This window comes from Veillonella parvula, assembly GCF_018378075.1.
Lineage (GTDB): Bacteria > Bacillota > Negativicutes > Veillonellales > Veillonellaceae > Veillonella > Veillonella parvula_K.
Genome location: NZ_JAGZYE010000005.1, coordinates 133,097 through 153,651, shown reverse-complemented (window position 1 = coordinate 153,651; position 20,555 = coordinate 133,097). Strand labels below are relative to the sequence as shown.

The following is a 20,555-nucleotide window of genomic DNA, read 5'->3' as shown; positions in this document are numbered from 1 at the left end:
AAATTAACGCCCTCTCTTTAGTTTTATTTGAAAGCACCTAATAAGGCAGCCATGCTAGGACGACTGATTAAGGCTTTCACCAATACAGAACCAAGAATCGCTGGAATAGTTTGACCCACGATAAGATTCAACACTAATGGCCAGTACGGTAGACCAAGTAATGGGCTGAGCCACAAGGGCACACATAACGCAGGCACAAGGACGATTGGAAGCATTGCCCACCAAGCACTAAGGCCAAGCTTGCGCATGCCTACGATGATGCCTGTCGTTACTACACCTACACCAAAGCCCCCTACCATATCGAAGATACCAAGACCGCCGAATAGGAAGTTAGAAATGAGGTTGCCAATCCCCATGGGAATCACCAAGAACGGAAAGGCATAAGCAAGTGCATATAATGATGTTGCTATACGAATTTGATAAGCCCCAAAAGAAACGCTTTGCGTTACATACAATACAACGATGTACAATGCCACAACCATGGCAGAAATAGTCAATTTACGTGTAGAAATCATAACACTCACCTCCTCAAAATAAAAAAGCATGGCAAAACTACCATGCTTACAATGCTTATGAATTTCCGTAGTTTTGTTTAGAGACAGGATGGTTTCAAACTGTCTTATTTAGTTGTGCGCTTATAATATCATATATTCTCGATATTTACAAGTCACAGGCAGATTAAAGTGGCCTTTGACAGTAACTACTATCGGTGCAATGTTTGCAAGGACGGGGTGTCAGAAAATACCTTTCCTCATCGCTCCACTGGCGAACCGGTCATCGGCCTAGGGCCTCGACCTGCCAAAGTCGCTCTTTGAAAAGGTATTTTCTTCCACTTCGAATTTAGCAAATCAATATTATAGTTATGTAGTGACTCAAATGGCCACTTTAAATCACTATACCTCTATATATATTATTTAATAGTTACACTATATCATCTTACAGCCTGCCCATAACTTGTCTAATCCAGTTTATGGGAGTTATAGTGCTGGGTCTTCGACGCCGTTGACATGGAAGGCTTTAGCTCTATCAATACAGGTACCGCAGTGTCCGCATGGTTTGTCTCCGCCTTCGTAGCAGGACCATGTGAGGTGGTATGGTACGCCGAGGCGTAGGCCTTCTTTTACGATGTCAGCTTTGTTGGCATTAATAAAGGGTGCTTCTAAGGAGCATTCTTTACCAGAGCCTTCAAAGATGGCGTCGCCCATGGATTTGTAGAAGTGTTCTGTACAGTCAGGATAGGCATTACCCGCCGCATCATCACTGTGAGCACCATAATAGATATAGCCACAATCTAAGGATAGCGCCAAAGATGCTGCAGCGGATAAGAATAGACCATTTCTAAACGGTACATAGGTACTTACCGTACCTTCCCCTTCTGCCTCTTGTTGCTCTTTGTAGGAACCTTGCGGAATATCTTCACTAGATTGTGCTAATAAGGAGCAGTTACTAAAGGCAAATAACTTAGTAACATCCATCGTTTTACCTTCCATACCATAGTACTCTAAAATAGCTATAGCAGCCTCTAATTCTTTACTATGTTTTTGACCATATTGAATCGATAAGGGTACCACATTATCTTTGCCAAATCGTTCAATAGCAAGGGCTAAACACGTAGTACTATCTACACCTCCGCTAAATAGAACGACAGCTTTTTGTTTTTGAGCCATAGTATCTCCTTTTCTATCACAACAGCCTCATCCGTAGATGAGGCTGTGCTTTTACATTCACTAAAATTTTATAGATCAATAACCAATTCTACTGGACAGTGGTCGGAGCCAAAGATTTGTTGATGAATCTTCGCTTCTTGGATTTTATCATCAAGACGTTTAGATGTGATGAAATAGTCAATTCTCCATCCTGTATTTCGTTCACGAGCTTTCCCCATATAGGACCACCAGCTGTATTGCTCAATAGCATCTGGATAGAGGTGACGGAATGTATCTGTAAAACCTGCCCCTAAGAGTTCTGTCATCTTTGTACGTTCTTCATCGGAGAAGCCCGCATTTTTACGGTTCGTCTTAGGATTTTTAAGGTCGATTTCTTGATGGGCTACATTGAGATCACCACATAGAATGACAGGCTTTTTCTTATCTAATTCAAGTAGATAATTACGGAATGCGTCTTCCCAAGTCATACGATAATCAAGGCGTGCCAATTCTCGTTGGCTATTCGGTGTATAGCAGCATACTAAATAGAAATTATCATATTCAGCAGTGATAACACGCCCCTCTTGATCATGCTCTTCGATACCGATGCCATTAGTTACGGACAATGGCTTAATACGCGTGAATACAGCCGTGCCACTATAGCCTTTCTTAACTGCACTATTCCAATATTGCTCATACCCTGGCAACTCCAAAGAAATTTGATTGGGTTGCAATTTTGTTTCTTGCAGGCAGAAAATATCTGCATCTAATTCATTAAAGGATTCCATGAATCCCTTTGTTACAGCGGCGCGGAGGCCGTTTACATTCCAAGAAATTAATTTCAATTCTTACTCCTTTATAATACTTCTTTATAATACTTCGCATCAATCTAATACTATTCACCGTATTTAACTTGGTGAAAGTCTCTTTCACATAGAATATACATCAAGTTTTTGCTTAACGTAAGCTAATTTAAGGATTATATTTTAGCAATACTACTGCTTTTTATGTTTCTTAGCATGCCTTGCTTCTGCACGAGCCTTGCGGGCATTTTCATTTGCTTTAAGATCGCTTTCACGTTTCTCACGAAAATAGTTAGCCACCGCCGACAAGATAAGAATCACTAATACAGTTACATTAAACATACCAGGTCCAAAGGTATAGATGTGATAACACAAATAACCAAAGGCAACGACTGTTAGTAATTGTTTTAATAGATTCATTCGCCCTCCTAAGTTAGTTTAATGTTTCTACACCTGTACTAAGCGGGAAGCCTTCATACGTTACCCAGTCACTAGAACTACCAACATATAAAGCAGATTCAAGTCCTACTTCACTCATGGTTAACAACGCATTGCAGGCAGTCACACCAGACCCACAGTACGTTACAACTGGCCTATTTTGGTAGATTTCGTTGTAATACTCAGCCTCTAAATCTTTCAAGGATTTAGGACCATCTACGGTATAGCCACTTTCATAAAAATGATTAACAGCCCCAGGAATATGCCCTGTCATACCATCCATCGTATCCACTTGAGATCCATCATAACGGAATGGCGCACGAGCATCAATAATAACATGATCTCCGCTTTCACTAGCCTTGAGCACCTCATCGCGACTCATAACCATATCCGTTTGCAACTCGTAGTTAAAAATAGATGGTTCAGCAGGTAACGGGGTCGGCTCTTTAGTTAAGAGATGGCCCTCTCGAACCCATCGTTCAATACCACCGGATAAAACGCGTACATCTGTTAAGCCCATGTAACGTAACGTCCACCAAAGACGGCCCGCTAAGAATAGCCACGAATCATATACTACAACCTTTGAGTTACGAGTGATGCCATAAGACTCAAAGGTATGAGCTAACTGTTCCATATCTGGCAATGGATGACGACCACCATGCTCGCCTAAAGGACCAGTCAAATCCTTGTCTAAATCTACCGCATAAGCCCCCTTAATATGGCCTTTTTTATAATCTTGATACCCTCTAGCATCTAAAATGATGACCTCATCGAAACAAGCTAATAATTCTTTAGGAGTGATAAAATTTGACATGTTGTACTCCTTTCTTTGATTATATCGAAAAATACAAATCTTTTAATATTATTATATACGACTATAGCGGGATATACAATTGAAAGCTACTGATATTAAAAACTCATCACAACTGCGTAATCCGTCCTCAATGGCAGATAGCACATTACGCCCTTCCCCATTAGCAATAAGTTCCGAAGATGTAGCAAAATTGATTAAATGATTCGATTCTGACATAACGAACTCCCCATATAATGAATACTATACTTGCTATTATACCAGCCGCAGCTACAACGTCTAGAGAGTATATAGTTTTACTTTTAAAAGTATATTTTTATAACAGCTTACAGCCTCATTCATCGTTTAATCGCTAATTATAAATATAAATACATGTCCAAATCTAACATTTTCATCTATTCCTTATAATTATCGTATCTATACGTCTTTTTTGCCACGTAAAGTTGTGATATAATGTAAATAATTACTCTTAGGACATTAGTCTGTCCAAATGGATCCAAAAGAGTTAGTGTGTTTTCAAGGAGCGTGCGCAGTTGAAAAAGGGGTACATCAAGTTAATAGCAGCCATTGTGCTCGGTGCTGCTATTATCGGTGGTGGGATCTATGGGGTGTATACACTCTTATCATCCAATACAACGACAATTTTATATCGATCAACCGTTGACGATAAAATCAACGCCATACGACCTTATATTGTTGCATTAGATGCATATAACTCATACAGTGTAGCCTATGCTAACCAATTACAGCCAACTCTTGAAGAGTTGCGCAATGGGTCTCATAATACGACGATTACCTTACCTAAATATAAGGAACTTAAAGCTGCATTAGAGGTAGCAAAACAAGATAGTTCTACACCCTACGAAGACGTAAACCAAGCGACAAATGACGTCCTCGTAGTACTTGATCAAATTATTCCTATTGCTGATCAGTTGCAATCTTACTATGTGGAACGTCGTTATGAAAAGGATAATTATAAAGGTAGCGATGAGCTAGCAGCTCAATATGTACCTTTAGCAGAACAGTTCTACGCTACATATAATGCATTAGACTTAGCTTTAGATAATCGTAATAATGAGCTTTATAACGAACGCATGACTGAGTATCAGGGAGAAAAGCGGGAAAATGCGGTTAACTTTATAGAGATAAATCTCATAACAGCACAAACTATTGACCTTATTGATCCAGATGGGAATACAGACACCCAAAAGGTAGAATCAAACTTACAACAAATTACACAACGCCTCAATAAATTACAACCTGGTACTACACCAGAAGTACAAAATGCGGTAAGAGAGTATCAAGACTCAGTAAAAGAATTTGTTGCAGAGGCACGCAACTACATTATTATCAACTCATCTTATGGCGAAGCTTATACGCAATTATTTACCAAGTATAATAAAATGATTGGCAAGGCCAATGCAGTTAACATGGCAGACTTAGATGTAACAGAAAAAAAATAATATTTAGATAACACAAAGGACTAGCCCATGCGAGCTAGTCCTTTTATTTTTATGTAAGCAGCAAACTTTATTTCTTTTTCAAATCTTTTGTAATGATGTAATATTCAGACGGTGTTATCTTGATACCATCAATATGTTTATTACCTACAATATTAATTTTAGGATACCCAAGGAATAATGCTACAGCGTTATCTAACATCAGTTGTTGGGCATTGATAACCGCATTACGACGCACCACTGGATCGCTACTACTTTCACCAAGAGCCAACAATTCATCGAAACGAGGATTAGAGAAGCCAGACCCATTAGTTTCAACGCCTATACCCCAATATTGTTTCAAGAACCATACTGGTTGACCCGTATTAGCGGTTACAACACTGGAGATAATCATATCATAATCACCAGATTGAGATAATGTGTCGATAACCGCATAATCTACGATTTTAATTCGTAAATCTACACCGATTTTTTTGTAGTCCGCTTGCAATGCTTCCGCATATAATGGCAATTCAGGACGAGTTGTGTAGGCATAAAAATCAAGTACGAGGTTTTCACCGTCTTTATCTACAATACCGTCGCCATTTGTATCTTCATAACCTTCACGTTTCAGTAATTCTTTAGCACGTTCTACATTATATTTATTAGGATCACGCAATTGGTTAAAGCCATAGTCTATGGATGGTGGCAATGGAGCCTTACCGGCTACGAAGGTATCCTTCATGAGGTTCTTCGCATAAGACTCACGGTCTGCTGCTGCAATGAGGGCTGCACGAAGATTTGGATTTCGTAGTTTCCCTTTTTGCCCCATACGAACAAATACGTCACGCAAGGAAGCCACTTCATAGATAGTGAATTTCTTATCATTTTGGAAGATACTATATTCACCAGGTCCAATGTTAACGGCCATATCTACATCGCCCGCTTGTAACGCCATAGCACGAGTATTCGCATCATTAATAGATGGGATTTCAACCTTAGCAAAGCCTGCCTTGCCATCCCAGTAATTATCATTGCGCTTTAGTTCAGCACGCTCTTTTGTGAAAGAGGATACTACATATGGACCAGTACCAATAGGACCTTCCTTTGCAATATCACGACCATTCGCCTCTGCTGTCACATCCATAATCAAAAACAATGGATCTCCTAACAAGTTGGGCAAATTATAATATTCCTTGTCAGTCTTGATGGTCAACTCCTGACCGTTAGCAGTAATTTCTGTATAGTTAAAGAACGTTTTTGCTCGTTTACTTTTAGCAAAAGTTCGTTCTAAAGATGCTTTTACCGCCTCAGCTGTCAAACTATTACCATTTGAGAATTTAACTTTATCATTGATGGTGAAAGTCCATGTTAACTTGTCATCACCTTGCTTCCAAGAGGTGGCAAGCCAAGGCGTTGCTTTCATTTGATCATCAAACTTGATAAGCGTTTCACCTATACCAAATCGTACAACGGCCCAACTAAAATAATTTTCCGTTGGTTCTAATGTGCCAGCAAAACTAATAGCCCCTACCTTTAATACATCATTAGATGAAGCAGAATCTTGATTCATACAACCAATAGTCCCGAGCATAGTCACACCAAGGGTCATACCAATTAGTAAAGCCTTGCGTAATCCTTTCATTTATACACCTAACCTTTCTACACACATTAACTATCTATTTATACTCAGATACTCACTATTTTTTGCATTAACATAATCTAGTAAATATAACCTGCTTTTACAATAGTTAATATAAAGAGAATCTATGTACATCACTTCATATGAGCATATCTTGTTATACCCATAGGGGTATATTTTATACAGTCAACTATACTATATATTAGGTGTTAACACAATGTATAATTTGAGAAACATTTCAATATATCTATTAAAAAATTTCATATCTTAACTATGCATAAAAATAGCAGTTAGTCTTGAAACTAACTGCTATTTTAAGTTTACCTATCCGATGTAACTCTCTACATTTCAAATTTATACTTTTGAAATTTTGAAAGTAAATTTTCCTATTAAGCTTCTAATGCAGCCTCATCCAAGGTAAGCGGCTTATGATCTTGACCAATTTCAAAGATAGAGCTCAATAAAACCTTTGTATATGGATGTTTTGCATCCGCCAAGTGGAAAGCATCTAGTTCTTCAACGATAGCACCTTTGTACATTACGACCACCTTGTGGCACATCGTACGAATAAAGGCAATATCATGAGCAATAAATAGGTATGTTAAATTTTTCTTTTTTTGTAAACGCGCCAAAAGGTACGCAATGGAGTCTTGTACAGATACATCTAGGGCACTAGTAGCCTCGTCTAACACGAGGATTTCGGGCTCTAAAACGATAGCACGAGCAATGGCAACACGTTGGCGTTGACCACCAGACATTTCATGAGGATAGCGATGCATAAACTCGCGAGGTAAATCTACCATTTCCAGGTAGTCACCTGCGATTTGCTCTTCTTTTCCCTTTTCAAGAAGACCAAAATTATAAAGTGGCTCAAGAATGATATCTTTAACCTTCATACGTGGGTTAAAAGCTGCAGATGGATCTTGGAATACCATTTGAATCTTTTTACGATATTCTTTCGTTTGTTCAGAATTCATATGTTGAATCTCTACACCATCTACATAAATCTCGCCTTCCGTAATAGGAAGCATCTTCATAATCATACGAACCAATGTTGTTTTCCCAGAGCCAGATTCCCCTACAATCCCAAGGGACTGACCTTTTTCGAGAGTTATATTAATATCCTTACATGCTTCAAGCTCACCACCAGTAGGAAGTGGGAATCGTTTACATACATTCTTAATTTCTACTGCGTAATTAGTCAATGTAACGACCTCCTCCCAATGTTGGCACAGCGTCTTTTAGTTGTTTCGTATATTCATTAGATGGATTTTCCAAAATGTCTTGTGGGGTTCCAGCATCTACAACACGGCCCTTTTTCATAACAATAATATAGTCAGACATATACGCTGCTACACCAAGGTTATGAGTTACCATGACTATTGCAGAATTATGCTCTTTAGCTAGTTCAAGCATTTGCATAACCACTTGAGATTGTGTTGTTACATCGAGTGCAGATGTCGGTTCGTCACCGATGAGTAATGCTGGGTCCAATGCTAACGCCATAGCAATACCAACACGTTGACGTTGACCACCAGATAATTCGTGTGGATAACGGCGCAATATATCCGCTCCATTAGGAAGAGATACAGATTCTAATAACTCAATTGCTCGTCGATCACATTCATCATTAGTGATTTCAATATGAGATGTAAACAATTCTCTAAATTGTTTACCAATGCGAACAATTGGATCTAATGCACTACCACTATCTTGGAAAATCATAGCCATATCTTTACCACGTATGGCTCTCCATTCTGACTTAGATAGGGTACGAAGGTTGTGACCGTTAAAGATCATTGTACCGTCTGTAACCTCACCACCTACAGATAATAAACCCATGAGGGCCCGGATTACAGTAGTTTTACCGGATCCGGACTCACCTACAATGGTTAATACCTTACCGCGTTCCAAGGTAAAGTTCACATCCATAACAGCAGGCACACCTTGGTACGCAATGTTAAGGTTTTCTACAGTTAGTATGTTTTCTGCCATTATAGCTCCTCACTATTTTGTAATTTTGTTAGTAATCCAGTAGTAATCACTTGGGTACATTACAGCACCTTTCAAGTAAGAACCTGTAACGATATTAGTTTTAGGATAGCCTAAGAATAATGCAGCACCATCATTCATCAACAATTGTTGAATTTGCATTGCGTAATCACGACGTTTTGCTGGGTCGAATTCAGTTTCAGCTGCATCTAACAATTGGTCAACTTGTGGATTGGAGTAACCAGAACCATTTTGAGGGTTGGAGCCATTGTTGTTAGTGTGCCAATAGTTAGCCAAGAACCAGATTGGATCACCTGTATTAGCTGTTACAATGTTGGAGATAAGCATATCATAGTCGCCGTCTTGACCCATTTTATCGATCAAGTTATAGTCAACTGTTTTGATTTTCATATCGATGCCAACCTTTTTAAGGTCTGCTTGAACAGCTTCTGCATAAAGTGGTAATTCTGCACGAGAGTTATATACTATGAAGTTGAATGTTAATGGTTTGCCATCTTTATCAAGGATCCCATCGCCATCAGTATCTTTCCAACCATCTTCAGCCAACAATTGTTTAGAACGTTCAGGATTATACGCATTAGGATCTTTCAAATCGTTGAAGCCATAGTCCATGGATGGTGGAATTGGAGCAGAACCAGGAATAAATGTACCTTTTAACAATACATCAGCATAGTTTTTACGGTCTGTTGCAGAGATAACTGCAGCACGAACTTTGTCATCCCCAAGAATACCTTTTTGATTAATACGGGCCAATACGACACGAAGAGATGCGATTTCATCTACTTTGAATTTATCATTGCCTTGGAATAAACCAATTTCACCAGGACCGATGTTAACAGCCATATCTACGTCGCCAGATTGTAAGCTCAAAGCACGCGTATTAGGGTCATCGATGGAAGGAATTTCTACAGTTTTAAATGGTACTGTACCATCCCAGTAGTTTTCGTTCGCAGCCATTTCAGCACGTTCTTTAGTGAAGGATTTAACTACATATGGGCCTGTACCGATAGGACCTTCCTTCGCAAAGTTACGGCCATCTTTTTCAGCTTGAACGTCAACGATTAGGAACAACGGATCCGCTAAAAGGCCAGGCATATTAGGATATTCTTTTGTTGTATGAATAACTAATTGTTGACCATTAGCTTCCATAGAGTCATATTCGAAGAATGTTTTCGCACGATTAGACTTTGCAAAAGCACGTTCAATAGACGCCTTTACAGCTGCTGCATCAACTTTTTTACCATTGGAGAATTTCACCTTATCATTGATTGTGAAAGTCCACGTTTTATGGTCTGGGGATACTTCCCATTTAGATGCAATCCATGGTTGAGGTTTCATTTGTTCGTCAAACTTAGCCAATGTTTCACCTACACCATAGCGCATTACAACCCATGCGAAGAAGTTTTCTGTAGGTTCTAATGTGGATGCGAAGTTAGTAACGCCTACTTTTAATACATCTTTGTTAGCAGCACCATTATTATCAGACCCACAACCAGCTATGAAGGAACCCATCATTACAATACTAAGACCTGCTAATAGGGCCTTTTTCCAAGATTTTTTCATTTAAAATCTCCTTTTACAACTACATGTAAAACATAAAAACATTTAACATCATCACTATCTAAAATAGTTGTGATGGAAAAACCATAATTTCTTACCAGTCATAATGAAACTTTCACTAGATAAAGATTCAAATTTATGAAGGTAAAAACAATTTTATCCTTGATTTTTTGGATCCACTACATCTCGTAAGGAGTCAGACCAAAGATTAAAAATAGCAACCACGATAAGGATGGACATACCAGGGAATGCCATGAGCCATGGACTCGTTTGCAAGTACTGGCGACCCTCGTTAAGCATAAGACCCCATTCTGGAGTCGGTGGCTGAGCACCAAAGCCAAGGAAGGATAAACCTGCTACCTCAATCATGATAGCCCCGATATCTAATGCACCTGTTGTAATAACGAGAGGCATAATATTAGGAATGATATGACGTCTGATGATGGCCGTCGTAGATGCGCCCATCATAACAGCAGCCGTTACATATTCCTCACCGCGCACCTTGAGCGTCATAGAACGTACAATACGAGCATATTTTGCCCAACCTACAACAGATAAGGCTAAAATCGTATTTACAATGCTACCACCTAGAATACCAGCAATAGCAATAGCCAATACGATACCAGGGAATGATAACATGATGTCTGCTAAACGCATAAGAACCATTTCAACTTTACCGCCAAAATAGCCTGCTATAGCACCGATGATAGTACCAATGCTCACCATGATAACGACGATGGATACGCCCATGAACAAGGATAATTGAGTACCATAAATGATACGAGATAATACATCACGTCCTAATTTATCTGTACCAAACCAATGTTGGCTGCTTGGTGCTTGCAATGCCTGACTTATATTTGAGGTGAAAGCATCGCCCGGTGCAAGCCAGGGTGCAAAGATAGCGATGAGAACAATGATAATCATCAACCCACTATAGAAAGAGAACAATTTATGTTTTTGAATAAATTCTGCCATTATGCTCTCTCCCTTTTCAATCTAGGGTCTAATAAGATATATGATGCATCAACCAATGCGTTAATACACATATATGCTAAAGCAACCCACAACACAAAACCTTCAATCAATGGATAATCGCGCATAGTAATAGCATAAATTGCCATATTCCCAAGTCCCGGCCAAGAGAATACCATTTCTACGACTGCCACACCACCTAGTAACCAACCAATAACAACACCAAGAATAGTGATGAGTGGTAACACCGCATTAGGTAAAATATGACCGAATAAAATTTTTATCTCACTAACACCGCGAGCACGAGCGCCAATAACATAATCCTTTTGCATTTCCTCAAGGATAACTAGCCGCACTTGACGCATGTATTTAGACCCAACAACAACTGCCAAAGTAATAGCGGGCAAAATAACACCAGACGCAGTCACTCGAGAGGATGCAATCGGTACAAGGCCCAATTTAAGACCGAAGATGTAAATCAGTACAAGACCTAACCAGAACGTAGGCATAGATACGCCTACGAAGGATAGAAATCTCAACACATAATCAACCCATTTGTTACGATTTAAGGCGCTTATAATACCTGCAGGCAATGCATAGAGCAGCGTAAATACTAAAGCCGTACCCGCTAACATTAATGTACCTGGTAAAGCCTCCAACATACGATCTACTACTGGTTTTTTAGCAGAATAACTCATCCCTAAATCACCTTGTGCGGCATTGACGACCCAGTTTGCATACTGTACTACAAATGGTTTATCTAACCCAAGCTGAGCTCGAGTTTCATCGATAAGCTCCTGAGATACGATAGTATCTGCCGTTTCAAGTAACATCGTTACTGGGTCACCTGGTGCTAAATAGGTGAGACAAAATGTCAAAAATGTGATGCCAAACAAGGTAACAATAAATTGCCCCAATTGTTTGACAAAGCGTTTGCCCATAGGCGCCTCCTAAACTCTCTAAACACTAACAACAATTCAAATGACAAACTAATGGTACTAGCTTTTTATATAGCGATGAAGCTTAAAGGCTAGGGAACGAAAAAAGGTTAGTCGCCCGACTAACCCAAATTAAGCACAGCATATGCATACCATGCCTTTAGAGCAGGCTTTCTGACTCTGATTCATCGCAACATTTCGGCCTTCCCAGTTTCCCAGTGACCCTATAATGAAACCTTGCTCCTCATTACAGCTATTTGCATAGTATGGGTTTTTCACCCATTTTCCTCTTTTACGCTCGGTAAATACCGACACTCACTAGTTCATTCATTTTTATCGATTATAAATATACTATATTAACACTCTATTTACAATACATATACCCCTTATGGGTATATGTATTTCGCATATTTTCAATATAATTTTTATACTGATAAAAAATATTGATTAATGATTAAATTCACAATCCTGCATAAAATTATATAAATTAACTTATATAAATAATTTTTTATTATATTTACTGTATATGACGGTATATATATTAATTTTAATAATAATAAAGCAATGTAAAAACTTTATTATAAAATCTTTTTATACACAGCAAAAATTTGATTAATAATAATACTCTTTATATTTTTTCATATCTAGCTCGCATTAATTATAAGTCTAATGCATGATTATGATAAAAAAGAGGCTATTACCAAGTAATAGCCTCTAATAAGACGAGATGTATTCAGTTAATCAATACTTTGTTGTAAGCGGTGTGCTCTGCGTGTATCCCACGCTTTACGCAAAACATAGATCACCAAGCCTATGCTTACTGCCACTGCGCTACCTACCATAGCATCAAAGCCACATGCGTAGATTGCATATAGGCAGTAAAGAACGCCTATACCGAACAAGTAATTAGAGCGTTTAATACGACTTTCAGCTACGCCAGCCATACGCATCATTGTAGGTACTGCCAAGATGCACAATACATACGGTACTACGTTAGTTACAACCGCTAAGTTTACTAGGATTTCAAACTGCTCACGCAAGGATTCGCTTGCAGTGAATAAAGTAAGTAATGTTTCAACAGCGAGTAAAATCAATACACCACGAACAGGAGCATCTTTGCTATTTACACGAGCGAATATTTTAGGGAAGTAACCATGTTCTGCTGCACTTTTGAAGACGCGAGACAATGTGAATTGCCAGCAAAGCAAAGCGCCAAAGCAAGAAATAACCATAGCAGCCATAACGATGTTTGCAATTGTATCATTGAACATGTATACGAATGTCAAACCGAATGGTGCGTTAGAATTTAATAAATCAACGTTAGGCACAATACCTGCCATAACGTTTGTGGACAAGATATAAACCACTGCCACTGCTAATGTACCCGCCACAGTTGCGATAGGTACGTTTTTCTTTGGATTCTCAACAGCATCAGCATTAGCCGCTGCGGACTCAAATCCTAGGAAGCCCCATAAAGTTAGGGAAATAGATTGTTTTACCGCATCATAAAGCGGAAGATCATTTGGGTTCCATGCCGCCCAATAGATAGATGGATCAAACCAATACCAGCCGATTGTACCGATTAATAAAACTGGAACAATAGAGCCCCAAATAGTCATATTGCTGAGTCGACCTGTGAAACGATTCCCTCTGAAGTTTAGAATCGCTGCAAACCACAAGAGCACAATTGTTACTTGACTTGTTTGTGTCGCATTGAGGTCAACACCAAAGAAAGCTGCGCCATAACCTACGGCAGATACCGCGATGGCGATATTAGCAATGATGAGAGATATGCTGTAAGCATAGCTCGCCATAAAATGTCCAGTTTTACCGAAGCGATGTTCTGCATAACCGCCCATGCCCCCTTGTTTTTGGGAGAACATACCCGCTTGAGCAAAAATATACGCTAGTAAAAGCGCACCCACAGCTGTCACGAGCCAAGATAAAACTGAAATAGTACCAACTTGAGCCAAATTAGTTGGTAACATAATGATCCCAGCTCCTAGCATATTGGCTGCTACCATTGTGGTTAGCTGGAATACAGACATTTTTTTAGCGGTGGTTTTCATATATCAATCCCCTTTCACTAAGGTGAATTTTTTCTCGTCCATAATTCACTTAAAATATATATACCGCTAAGTAAATTCAGTTCGTGCTGTGATGGGCTTGAATGTGAATTTACCGTTTTTATTCTTATTACGAGTTAAATAATAACACCTATGAAACCAAAATAAAAGTACTTTATTGGCGGACAAGGCATATTACACGAATTGAATAAATCATAGGTAATTTATCATCAAAATCGAACAGAACTCATTTTAATCGTAGCAAAGTATATTTTTACCCCATTTTATTCTGTGTATAGATGTAATTTTTCCTATCTATCACGGTTATAGTGTCCTAGTACAAGACTATTATTCTCTCACAGTCCACTATATATGTACATGTAAATACATCATTTTAATAGTGGATTATCAATTAGAATTTTGGGCTTTATAGGTATCGTCTAGCTTTTAAATAAAAAATCGATATACATATAAGTATAATGGGCAATATTAGACCCTTAATGAAATCCTTATATGTATATCGATCTTATTTTTCCAGATTTTATTGATAACTATTCTTTATTTTTATCTACTACTTATTCCGCACTAAGCTCTACTCTTCTACAGATTCAACGATTTCTTTCCATTCAGCAATTTGCTTTTCCTCAGCAGCGATAATGATTTTACCATTATTACGTTGTCGTTCCACACATTCTGGAGCCGTACCAGAATAGTTATTACGACCTGCAACACAAGCTTCGATGGAGATAGCGTCAAGAATATCTGCATCAAAATGGTTGGAAATAGCTTTGAAGTCCTCTACGGATAGATCAAGGAGTACACAACCTTTTTCGATGCAATGATGCACCGCATTACCTACGATTTCATGGGCTTCACGGAATGGAACACCTTTCTTCGCAAGATAATCCGCCATATCTGTAGCATTGGAGAAGTCGTCATCCAAGACTGCTTTCATATGAGCCCCATTGACCTTCATACCACGAATCATAGCCGCATTAATGGACAATGCGAAGTGTACTGTATCAATAGCATCGAAGATACCTTCTTTATCCTCTTGCATATCCTTGTTGTATGTAAGAGGCAAGCCTTTCAAAGTTGTTAAAAGGCCTAACAAATGACCATAGGTACGGCCTGTTTTACCACGAACCAGCTCGCAAACGTCAGGATTTTTCTTTTGCGGCATAATACTAGAGCCCGTGCAGTGAGCATCATCAAGTTCAATAAAATTGAACTCATTGGTAGACCACAAGATCAACTCTTCGCTAAGACGACTCAAATGCATCATTACTAGAGATGCAAAGGACAAGAATTCAACTACGTAGTCACGGTCAGATACGGCGTCCATACTATTTTCGTAAATACGAGAAAAGCCCAAAAGCTTTTGCGTATATGTTTGATCAATGCCGTATGTAGAACCAGCTAATGCGCCGGCCCCAAGTGGCATGATGTCAGCATGTTTGAATACCATCAACAAACGATCAAAATCACGTTCCAACATAGAGAAATAGGCCATCATATGATGCCCAAACAATACAGGTTGAGCCCGTTGTAAATGCGTATAGCCAGGCATGATAACATCACTATACTTTTCAGCTGTTTCGATGAGAGCCTTCTGCATATCTACGATGAGTTCACCCATTTCCACAACAGCTTTACGCACGTACATGTGCAAGTCTACTGCACATTGGTCATTACGGCTGCGGCCTGTATGCAAACGACCACCAGCTTCACCGATATCATCAGTAAGGCGTTTTTCAATATTCATATGAATATCTTCAAGAGCCACGGAGAACGGAAACTCTCCTTTATCAATCTGATTTTTAATCTTCGTTAAACCTACTAAAATAGCATCTCGATCTGCGTCGGAGATAATATGTTGTTTTGCCAGCATAGTCGCATGAGCCTTGCTGCCTGCAATATCTTCGGCGTACATCCGCGCATCAAAAGCGATAGAGGATGTAAAATCCTCTACCGCTTTATCAGTGCCTTTTGTGAAACGCCCGCCCCACAATTTAGCCATTATTTACCTGCTTTCTCTTTCATCAATGCATTAATTTTGAGAGGTAAACCGAACAAGTTGATGAAACCTTCTGCATCAGATTGATCGTATACATCATCTTCTTCGAATGTTACGAAATCTTCGCTGTACAAAGAATATGGAGAAGTACTACCTGCAGAAATGATATTTCCTTTGTACAATTTAAGTTTTACTTCACCTGTTACAGTTTTTTGAGTTTCGTCAACAAACGCTTGTAACGCGTTCATCAATGGTGCGAACCACATGCCATCATATACGAGTTCAGCGTATTTGTTAGCAATGAGTTCTTTGTAGTGGTATGTAGCTCTGTCGAGGCATAGGTATTCAAGTTCTCTATGAGCATACATGATGATAGAGCCACCTGGGTTTTCATAAACGCCACGGGATTTCATGCCTACCAATCTATTTTCGACGATATCTACAACGCCTACACCATAGTGTGCACCGATTTCGTTGAGTTTTTCTAATATTTGTAATGGAGTACCTTCTTGACCATCTACAGCTACAGGTACACCTTCTTTGAAGGATACAGTTACATAACCAGCTTCATCTGGAGCTTGTTCAGGTGTATGTGTTACCAAGTACACATCATCTTTAGGTGCATTTGCTGGATTTTCAAGATCGCCGCCTTCATGGGACAAATGCCATACGTTTTGGTCCATAGAATATGGATGAGATTTTGTAGCTACAACTGGAATATCGTGTTTAGCAGCATATTCCATACAGTCTGTTCTAGATTTCAAATCCCATTCTCTCCAAGGAGCGATGATTTTCATGTTAGGAGCTAATGCTTTGATAGTCAACTCAAAACGAACTTGGTCATTACCTTTACCAGTCGCACCATGAGCGATTGCATCAGCGCCTTCTTTTTTTGCAATATCTACAAGAATTTTACCAATTAAAGGTCTCGCGAAGGATGTACCTAATAAATATTTACCTTCATAAATTGCACCAGCTTTTACAGTAGGCCATACATAATCTTTTACAAACTCTTCCTTAGCGTCAACGATGTACGCTTTAGATGCGCCAGATTTGATCGCTTTTTTCTCAACTGCATCATAATCCTCAGGTTGGCCCAAGTCTACACACACTGCAATAACTTCAGCGCCATAATTTTCTTTCAGCCAAGGAATGATAACAGAAGTATCTAAGCCACCAGAATATGCGAGTACTACTTTATTTGCTTTACCCATGATAACACCTCATAAACCACTATCTATTTAGACTCATATAATCAATACAGTATCAGATAATTGTGAAAGTACCGTGGTATCTTCTATTACCGACAAGCATTTTCTCCTTCTGACAAAAAATAGTATACACCTGTATAATTATAAATGCAAGTATTATTTTTATACAATTATATAATATTATTCGGAACGTAACCATTCGAGAGTAATAAAGCTCCAACATTTTAAACCAGCATATGTTATAGCTTTTTTTGTGTTTACTAATTATTAATACCTGTAAATCATTTATTAGTTCAAGCAAATTATTATTTTTATTACCACTTTGGAATATATGGCCTTAAATTATATCAATAGGTGAAAATTGGTAATCTAAAGCTATCTTATAATCATCAGTTGTATCAAGGGGTTCTTTTAAAGTCTCAATAATAAAAGACTTAATTTCACCTATAATCGAGTAAAGCTCATTTTGTTCTTCATTAATAATAGCTTCAATGCGAACATCTAAATCATAAGATCTAGAAATTCTATAATTACCTGTAGAGTAATCTACATTTCTAAATAACTCCAATATATTCATCTTAGATATTGCTGTATCAAAAGCATTTATAGCATTTAGGATATTATGTTTCGCCATTACATTTACACTGACAATGGTCTGATTACAAATATGTGGAATTGTATCAACAATATATTCTTCTCTAACAGTAGCTCGCAACGATTCATCAGCCATTATTAACTCTCTATCCAAGGCTTTATCCCAAAAGCAATGTCTTACAGCCATACAATCATGTTCATCATCATAATAAACTATCCAGTTTTCAATTTTATAAGCATCAGCTTGTTCAATGTAAAAGATTTCACGAGCATAGGAATCTACATCAAGCAATTCAGACTTATAATCTACTCCTCCAGGACCTCTTAAATAATAGGCTATAAAATTCTCCAGCCTAAGCATGGCAAACTTAATTATAGGTTTTACACCTATATAGATAGAAGAAAAGTTACCCTTTTCATAACGCTTTAATTCAACATTATCCAATATCTACGCTCCTTATGCTCGAAATTCTCTCTAAAAAATCATCTTAATAACACAAATGTATCAAAAAAATCTCTATTAGCCAATTATTAATCAGCTAACAGAGATTCTAAAATAGTAATTTAATTATTCTTCCACAAGCTCCAAGTCCTGTTCGTACGCATAGTCTGCCTCGGCTTGTGTAATCATGCCTTGGTCTACCATTTGTTCGAGCACCAGCTTTTGCCGTGCTTTAGCACCTTCATAGTTCGTATAAGGATCTAAATAGGACGGTGCATTGGGTAATGCTGCGAGCAAAGCACTTTGCCCCAATGTTAATCGGCTTGGGCTTGTCCCAAAGTATCCGTGAGCTGCTTCATAGATACCGTAATAATTATGACCATAATATACGGTATTCAAGTACATGGTAAGGATTTCTTCCTTAGAGTAGTAATGTTCCATTTCACTAGCGAGGATGGCCTCTTCCACCTTACGACTCATGATACGCTTCGAGGAAAGGAACAGATTTTTTACAAGTTGTTGTGTAATAGTACTACCGCCTTCTAGCGTTTCACCTGCTATAGTGTTTGTGTACAAGGCGCGAATAATACCGAGTACATCAATAGCTCCATGTTTATAATACCGCTTATCTTCAATAGCGATTAATGCATTTTTTGTATACTCAGGAATAACATCCCCTTTCACCCAATGCTCTTTTGAAACACGTTGATTAAGAGCTATCTGTACTTTATCTCTAAATGTAAACAGTCGTATAATTCGATCTGTACGACTGAGCGTATCTTCACTTTGTTCTATTTGTTTTTCAACAATTGTATGAGCTTTACTCTCACGATTTGTCCCTTGAAAGCTATGGTATCCGTCATATATAAACATAGCCAAAATCATGACCACCACGAACACAACTAGATTTCGAAGGTAGCGAAATACTTTCATTTCTTTCACCTATTTCTTAAAGGTCTGTAATATAAACACATGTAACTATAGGTTTATAATCTAGCTATCTATACAATACCTTATATACATATACAAATATAAAGTATATTAAATGTATTGTATCACATCAATCAATAAGAAGATATGTAAAACACTAGTTTTTACGTCCACTCATACTACAAATATATTTAATATATCTTAATAATGGCATGATACCCTATATCTATATATACCGATTAATGCATATTAGTTATACTTATTAAGTTGTATTAAAAACTTTAAATAGAGTATAATGTATGAGATGATAAAAACATGCCTATGGAGGAGTAAAATGAAACAGTGTATGGATTCAGAAAATCTGCATCGTCGATTGCGTAAAATCTTAGGTCAAGTGCAAGCTATTGATCGAATGATTGAAGAAGACATTCCCTGCGAAGATGTGTTGAGCCAAATTAATGCAGCTAAATCTGCACTACATAAAGTAGGACAAGTAATTCTTGAAGGACATATCAACCACTGCGTACGAGATGGTATCGAACATGGTGACGTAGAAAAAACCATTAGCGACTTTACAAAAGCTGTAGAACGCTTTGCAAATATGGGTAAATAAAAAAGGACTCTACAAATGAATTGCACCCAAAAATTAGACATAATTTTGGGAGGTGCAGTTCAAAATGTAGGGTCCTTTTTATTACCCCAATATTAATCGTGGTTAGTTGTTAAGAATTCGCTCAATGCAGCGAGTACATCATCTTCGTCAGCACCGTCAGCAGTCAATGTAACGGATGTACCTTTTGTAGCACCCAAAGTCAATACAGTTAAGATAGACTTAGCATCCGCTGTTTTGCCATTGGCAGCAATAGTCACTTTGGAAGCAAACTTAGCAGCCAATTGTGTGAAGGCTGTAGCAGGACGAGCATGTAAACCAGATTCGTTAGTAATTTCTACTGTTAATTCTTTCATGATAACCTCTTTCTATCTCGATAGGCAGAGCCTATCTCATACGTTCTAATAGATATATTGTATC

20 protein-coding genes and 1 riboswitch are annotated in these 20,555 nt (G+C 38.3%); of the genes, 2 read left to right on the top strand and 18 right to left on the bottom strand.

From position 1 onward, the window contains the following. Nucleotides 1–23 precede the first annotated feature (23 nt). From KH286_RS06195 to KH286_RS06170, 6 genes are all read right to left on the bottom strand, one after another. Nucleotides 24–515 (bottom strand): QueT transporter family protein, encoded by a 492-nt coding sequence (locus tag KH286_RS06195; RefSeq protein ID WP_278617759.1) that lies wholly within the window; start codon nucleotides 513–515, stop codon nucleotides 24–26. A gap of 462 nt (nucleotides 516–977) precedes the next feature. Next, on the bottom strand, nucleotides 978–1,667 hold the full coding sequence (gene queC, locus KH286_RS06190) for a 7-cyano-7-deazaguanine synthase QueC (RefSeq protein ID WP_278617758.1): 690 nt from the start codon (nucleotides 1,665–1,667) through the stop codon (nucleotides 978–980). A 68-nt stretch (nucleotides 1,668–1,735) separates the two neighbouring features. Beyond that, the gene (locus tag KH286_RS06185; protein WP_278617757.1) at nucleotides 1,736–2,491 is read right to left on the bottom strand and encodes an exodeoxyribonuclease III; all 756 of its coding nucleotides are present in this window, start codon (nucleotides 2,489–2,491) and stop codon (nucleotides 1,736–1,738) included. 150 nt (nucleotides 2,492–2,641) lie between these two features. Next, complete coding sequence (locus KH286_RS06180) at nucleotides 2,642–2,869, bottom strand: hypothetical protein (RefSeq protein ID WP_004695048.1); 228 nt, start codon at nucleotides 2,867–2,869, stop codon at nucleotides 2,642–2,644. 13 nt (nucleotides 2,870–2,882) lie between these two features. Then, nucleotides 2,883–3,701, bottom strand: coding sequence for a sulfurtransferase (locus KH286_RS06175; protein ID WP_008602416.1), 819 nt, complete (start codon nucleotides 3,699–3,701; stop codon nucleotides 2,883–2,885). Between the two features lie 51 nt (nucleotides 3,702–3,752). Then, nucleotides 3,753–3,917 carry a DNA/RNA helicase of DEAD/DEAH box family gene (locus KH286_RS06170; protein ID WP_021148546.1) on the bottom strand — a complete coding sequence of 55 codons (165 nt, stop codon included), beginning with the start codon at nucleotides 3,915–3,917 and terminating at the stop codon, nucleotides 3,753–3,755. A gap of 314 nt (nucleotides 3,918–4,231) precedes the next feature. Here KH286_RS06170 and KH286_RS06165 point away from each other — a divergent pair, with 314 nt between their 5' ends. Then, nucleotides 4,232–5,161: a DUF3829 domain-containing protein gene (locus KH286_RS06165; RefSeq protein ID WP_008602411.1), complete on the top strand. Its 930-nt coding sequence runs from the start codon at nucleotides 4,232–4,234 to the stop codon at nucleotides 5,159–5,161. Nucleotides 5,162–5,228: 67 nt separating this feature from the next. Here KH286_RS06165 and KH286_RS06160 read toward each other — a convergent pair whose 3' ends face one another. From KH286_RS06160 to KH286_RS06110, 11 genes are all read right to left on the bottom strand, one after another. Next, nucleotides 5,229–6,782 carry an ABC transporter substrate-binding protein gene (locus tag KH286_RS06160; RefSeq protein ID WP_004697524.1) on the bottom strand — a complete coding sequence of 518 codons (1,554 nt, stop codon included), beginning with the start codon at nucleotides 6,780–6,782 and terminating at the stop codon, nucleotides 5,229–5,231. Between the two features lie 386 nt (nucleotides 6,783–7,168). After that, nucleotides 7,169–7,984 (bottom strand): ABC transporter ATP-binding protein, encoded by an 816-nt coding sequence (locus KH286_RS06155; RefSeq protein WP_038125689.1) that lies wholly within the window; start codon nucleotides 7,982–7,984, stop codon nucleotides 7,169–7,171. Beyond that, nucleotides 7,977–8,774 carry an ABC transporter ATP-binding protein gene (locus tag KH286_RS06150; RefSeq protein WP_021148551.1) on the bottom strand — a complete coding sequence of 266 codons (798 nt, stop codon included), beginning with the start codon at nucleotides 8,772–8,774 and terminating at the stop codon, nucleotides 7,977–7,979. The genes KH286_RS06155 and KH286_RS06150 overlap by 8 nt, the downstream gene beginning before the upstream one ends. A gap of 12 nt (nucleotides 8,775–8,786) precedes the next feature. Next, on the bottom strand, nucleotides 8,787–10,355 hold the full coding sequence (locus KH286_RS06145) for an ABC transporter substrate-binding protein (RefSeq protein ID WP_004697531.1): 1,569 nt from the start codon (nucleotides 10,353–10,355) through the stop codon (nucleotides 8,787–8,789). Between the two features lie 153 nt (nucleotides 10,356–10,508). Continuing rightward, a complete protein-coding gene (nikC, locus tag KH286_RS06140) occupies nucleotides 10,509–11,330 on the bottom strand; it encodes a nickel transporter permease (RefSeq protein ID WP_004695039.1) in 822 nt (273 codons plus the stop codon). Next, nucleotides 11,330–12,268: a nickel ABC transporter permease gene (gene nikB / locus KH286_RS06135; protein WP_004697516.1), complete on the bottom strand. Its 939-nt coding sequence runs from the start codon at nucleotides 12,266–12,268 to the stop codon at nucleotides 11,330–11,332. The genes nikC and nikB overlap by 1 nt, the downstream gene beginning before the upstream one ends. Nucleotides 12,269–12,412: 144 nt before the next feature. Next, nucleotides 12,413–12,600: riboswitch (cobalamin riboswitch) on the bottom strand. Between the two features lie 402 nt (nucleotides 12,601–13,002). Then, the gene (gene potE / locus KH286_RS06130) at nucleotides 13,003–14,334 is read right to left on the bottom strand and encodes a putrescine-ornithine antiporter (RefSeq protein ID WP_004697529.1); all 1,332 of its coding nucleotides are present in this window, start codon (nucleotides 14,332–14,334) and stop codon (nucleotides 13,003–13,005) included. A gap of 589 nt (nucleotides 14,335–14,923) precedes the next feature. Further along, nucleotides 14,924–16,351, bottom strand: coding sequence for an argininosuccinate lyase (gene argH, locus KH286_RS06125; RefSeq protein WP_004697518.1), 1,428 nt, complete (start codon nucleotides 16,349–16,351; stop codon nucleotides 14,924–14,926). Next, nucleotides 16,351–17,562 carry an argininosuccinate synthase gene (locus tag KH286_RS06120; RefSeq protein WP_004697508.1) on the bottom strand — a complete coding sequence of 404 codons (1,212 nt, stop codon included), beginning with the start codon at nucleotides 17,560–17,562 and terminating at the stop codon, nucleotides 16,351–16,353. The genes argH and KH286_RS06120 overlap by 1 nt, the downstream gene beginning before the upstream one ends. A 334-nt stretch (nucleotides 17,563–17,896) precedes the next feature. Then, on the bottom strand, nucleotides 17,897–18,598 hold the full coding sequence (locus tag KH286_RS06115) for a hypothetical protein (protein WP_008714896.1): 702 nt from the start codon (nucleotides 18,596–18,598) through the stop codon (nucleotides 17,897–17,899). 123 nt (nucleotides 18,599–18,721) lie between these two features. Continuing rightward, a complete protein-coding gene (locus KH286_RS06110) occupies nucleotides 18,722–19,528 on the bottom strand; it encodes a transglycosylase domain-containing protein (RefSeq protein ID WP_038125688.1) in 807 nt (268 codons plus the stop codon). Nucleotides 19,529–19,859: 331 nt separating this feature from the next. Between KH286_RS06110 and KH286_RS06105 the strand changes: the two genes are divergently transcribed. Then, nucleotides 19,860–20,138, top strand: coding sequence for a metal-sensing transcriptional repressor (locus KH286_RS06105; protein ID WP_004697521.1), 279 nt, complete (start codon nucleotides 19,860–19,862; stop codon nucleotides 20,136–20,138). Between the two features lie 92 nt (nucleotides 20,139–20,230). Here KH286_RS06105 and KH286_RS06100 read toward each other — a convergent pair whose 3' ends face one another. Then, nucleotides 20,231–20,491, bottom strand: a complete 261-nt coding sequence (locus KH286_RS06100) for an HPr family phosphocarrier protein (protein ID WP_215675767.1) — start codon at nucleotides 20,489–20,491, stop codon at nucleotides 20,231–20,233. Nucleotides 20,492–20,555 lie beyond the last annotated feature (64 nt).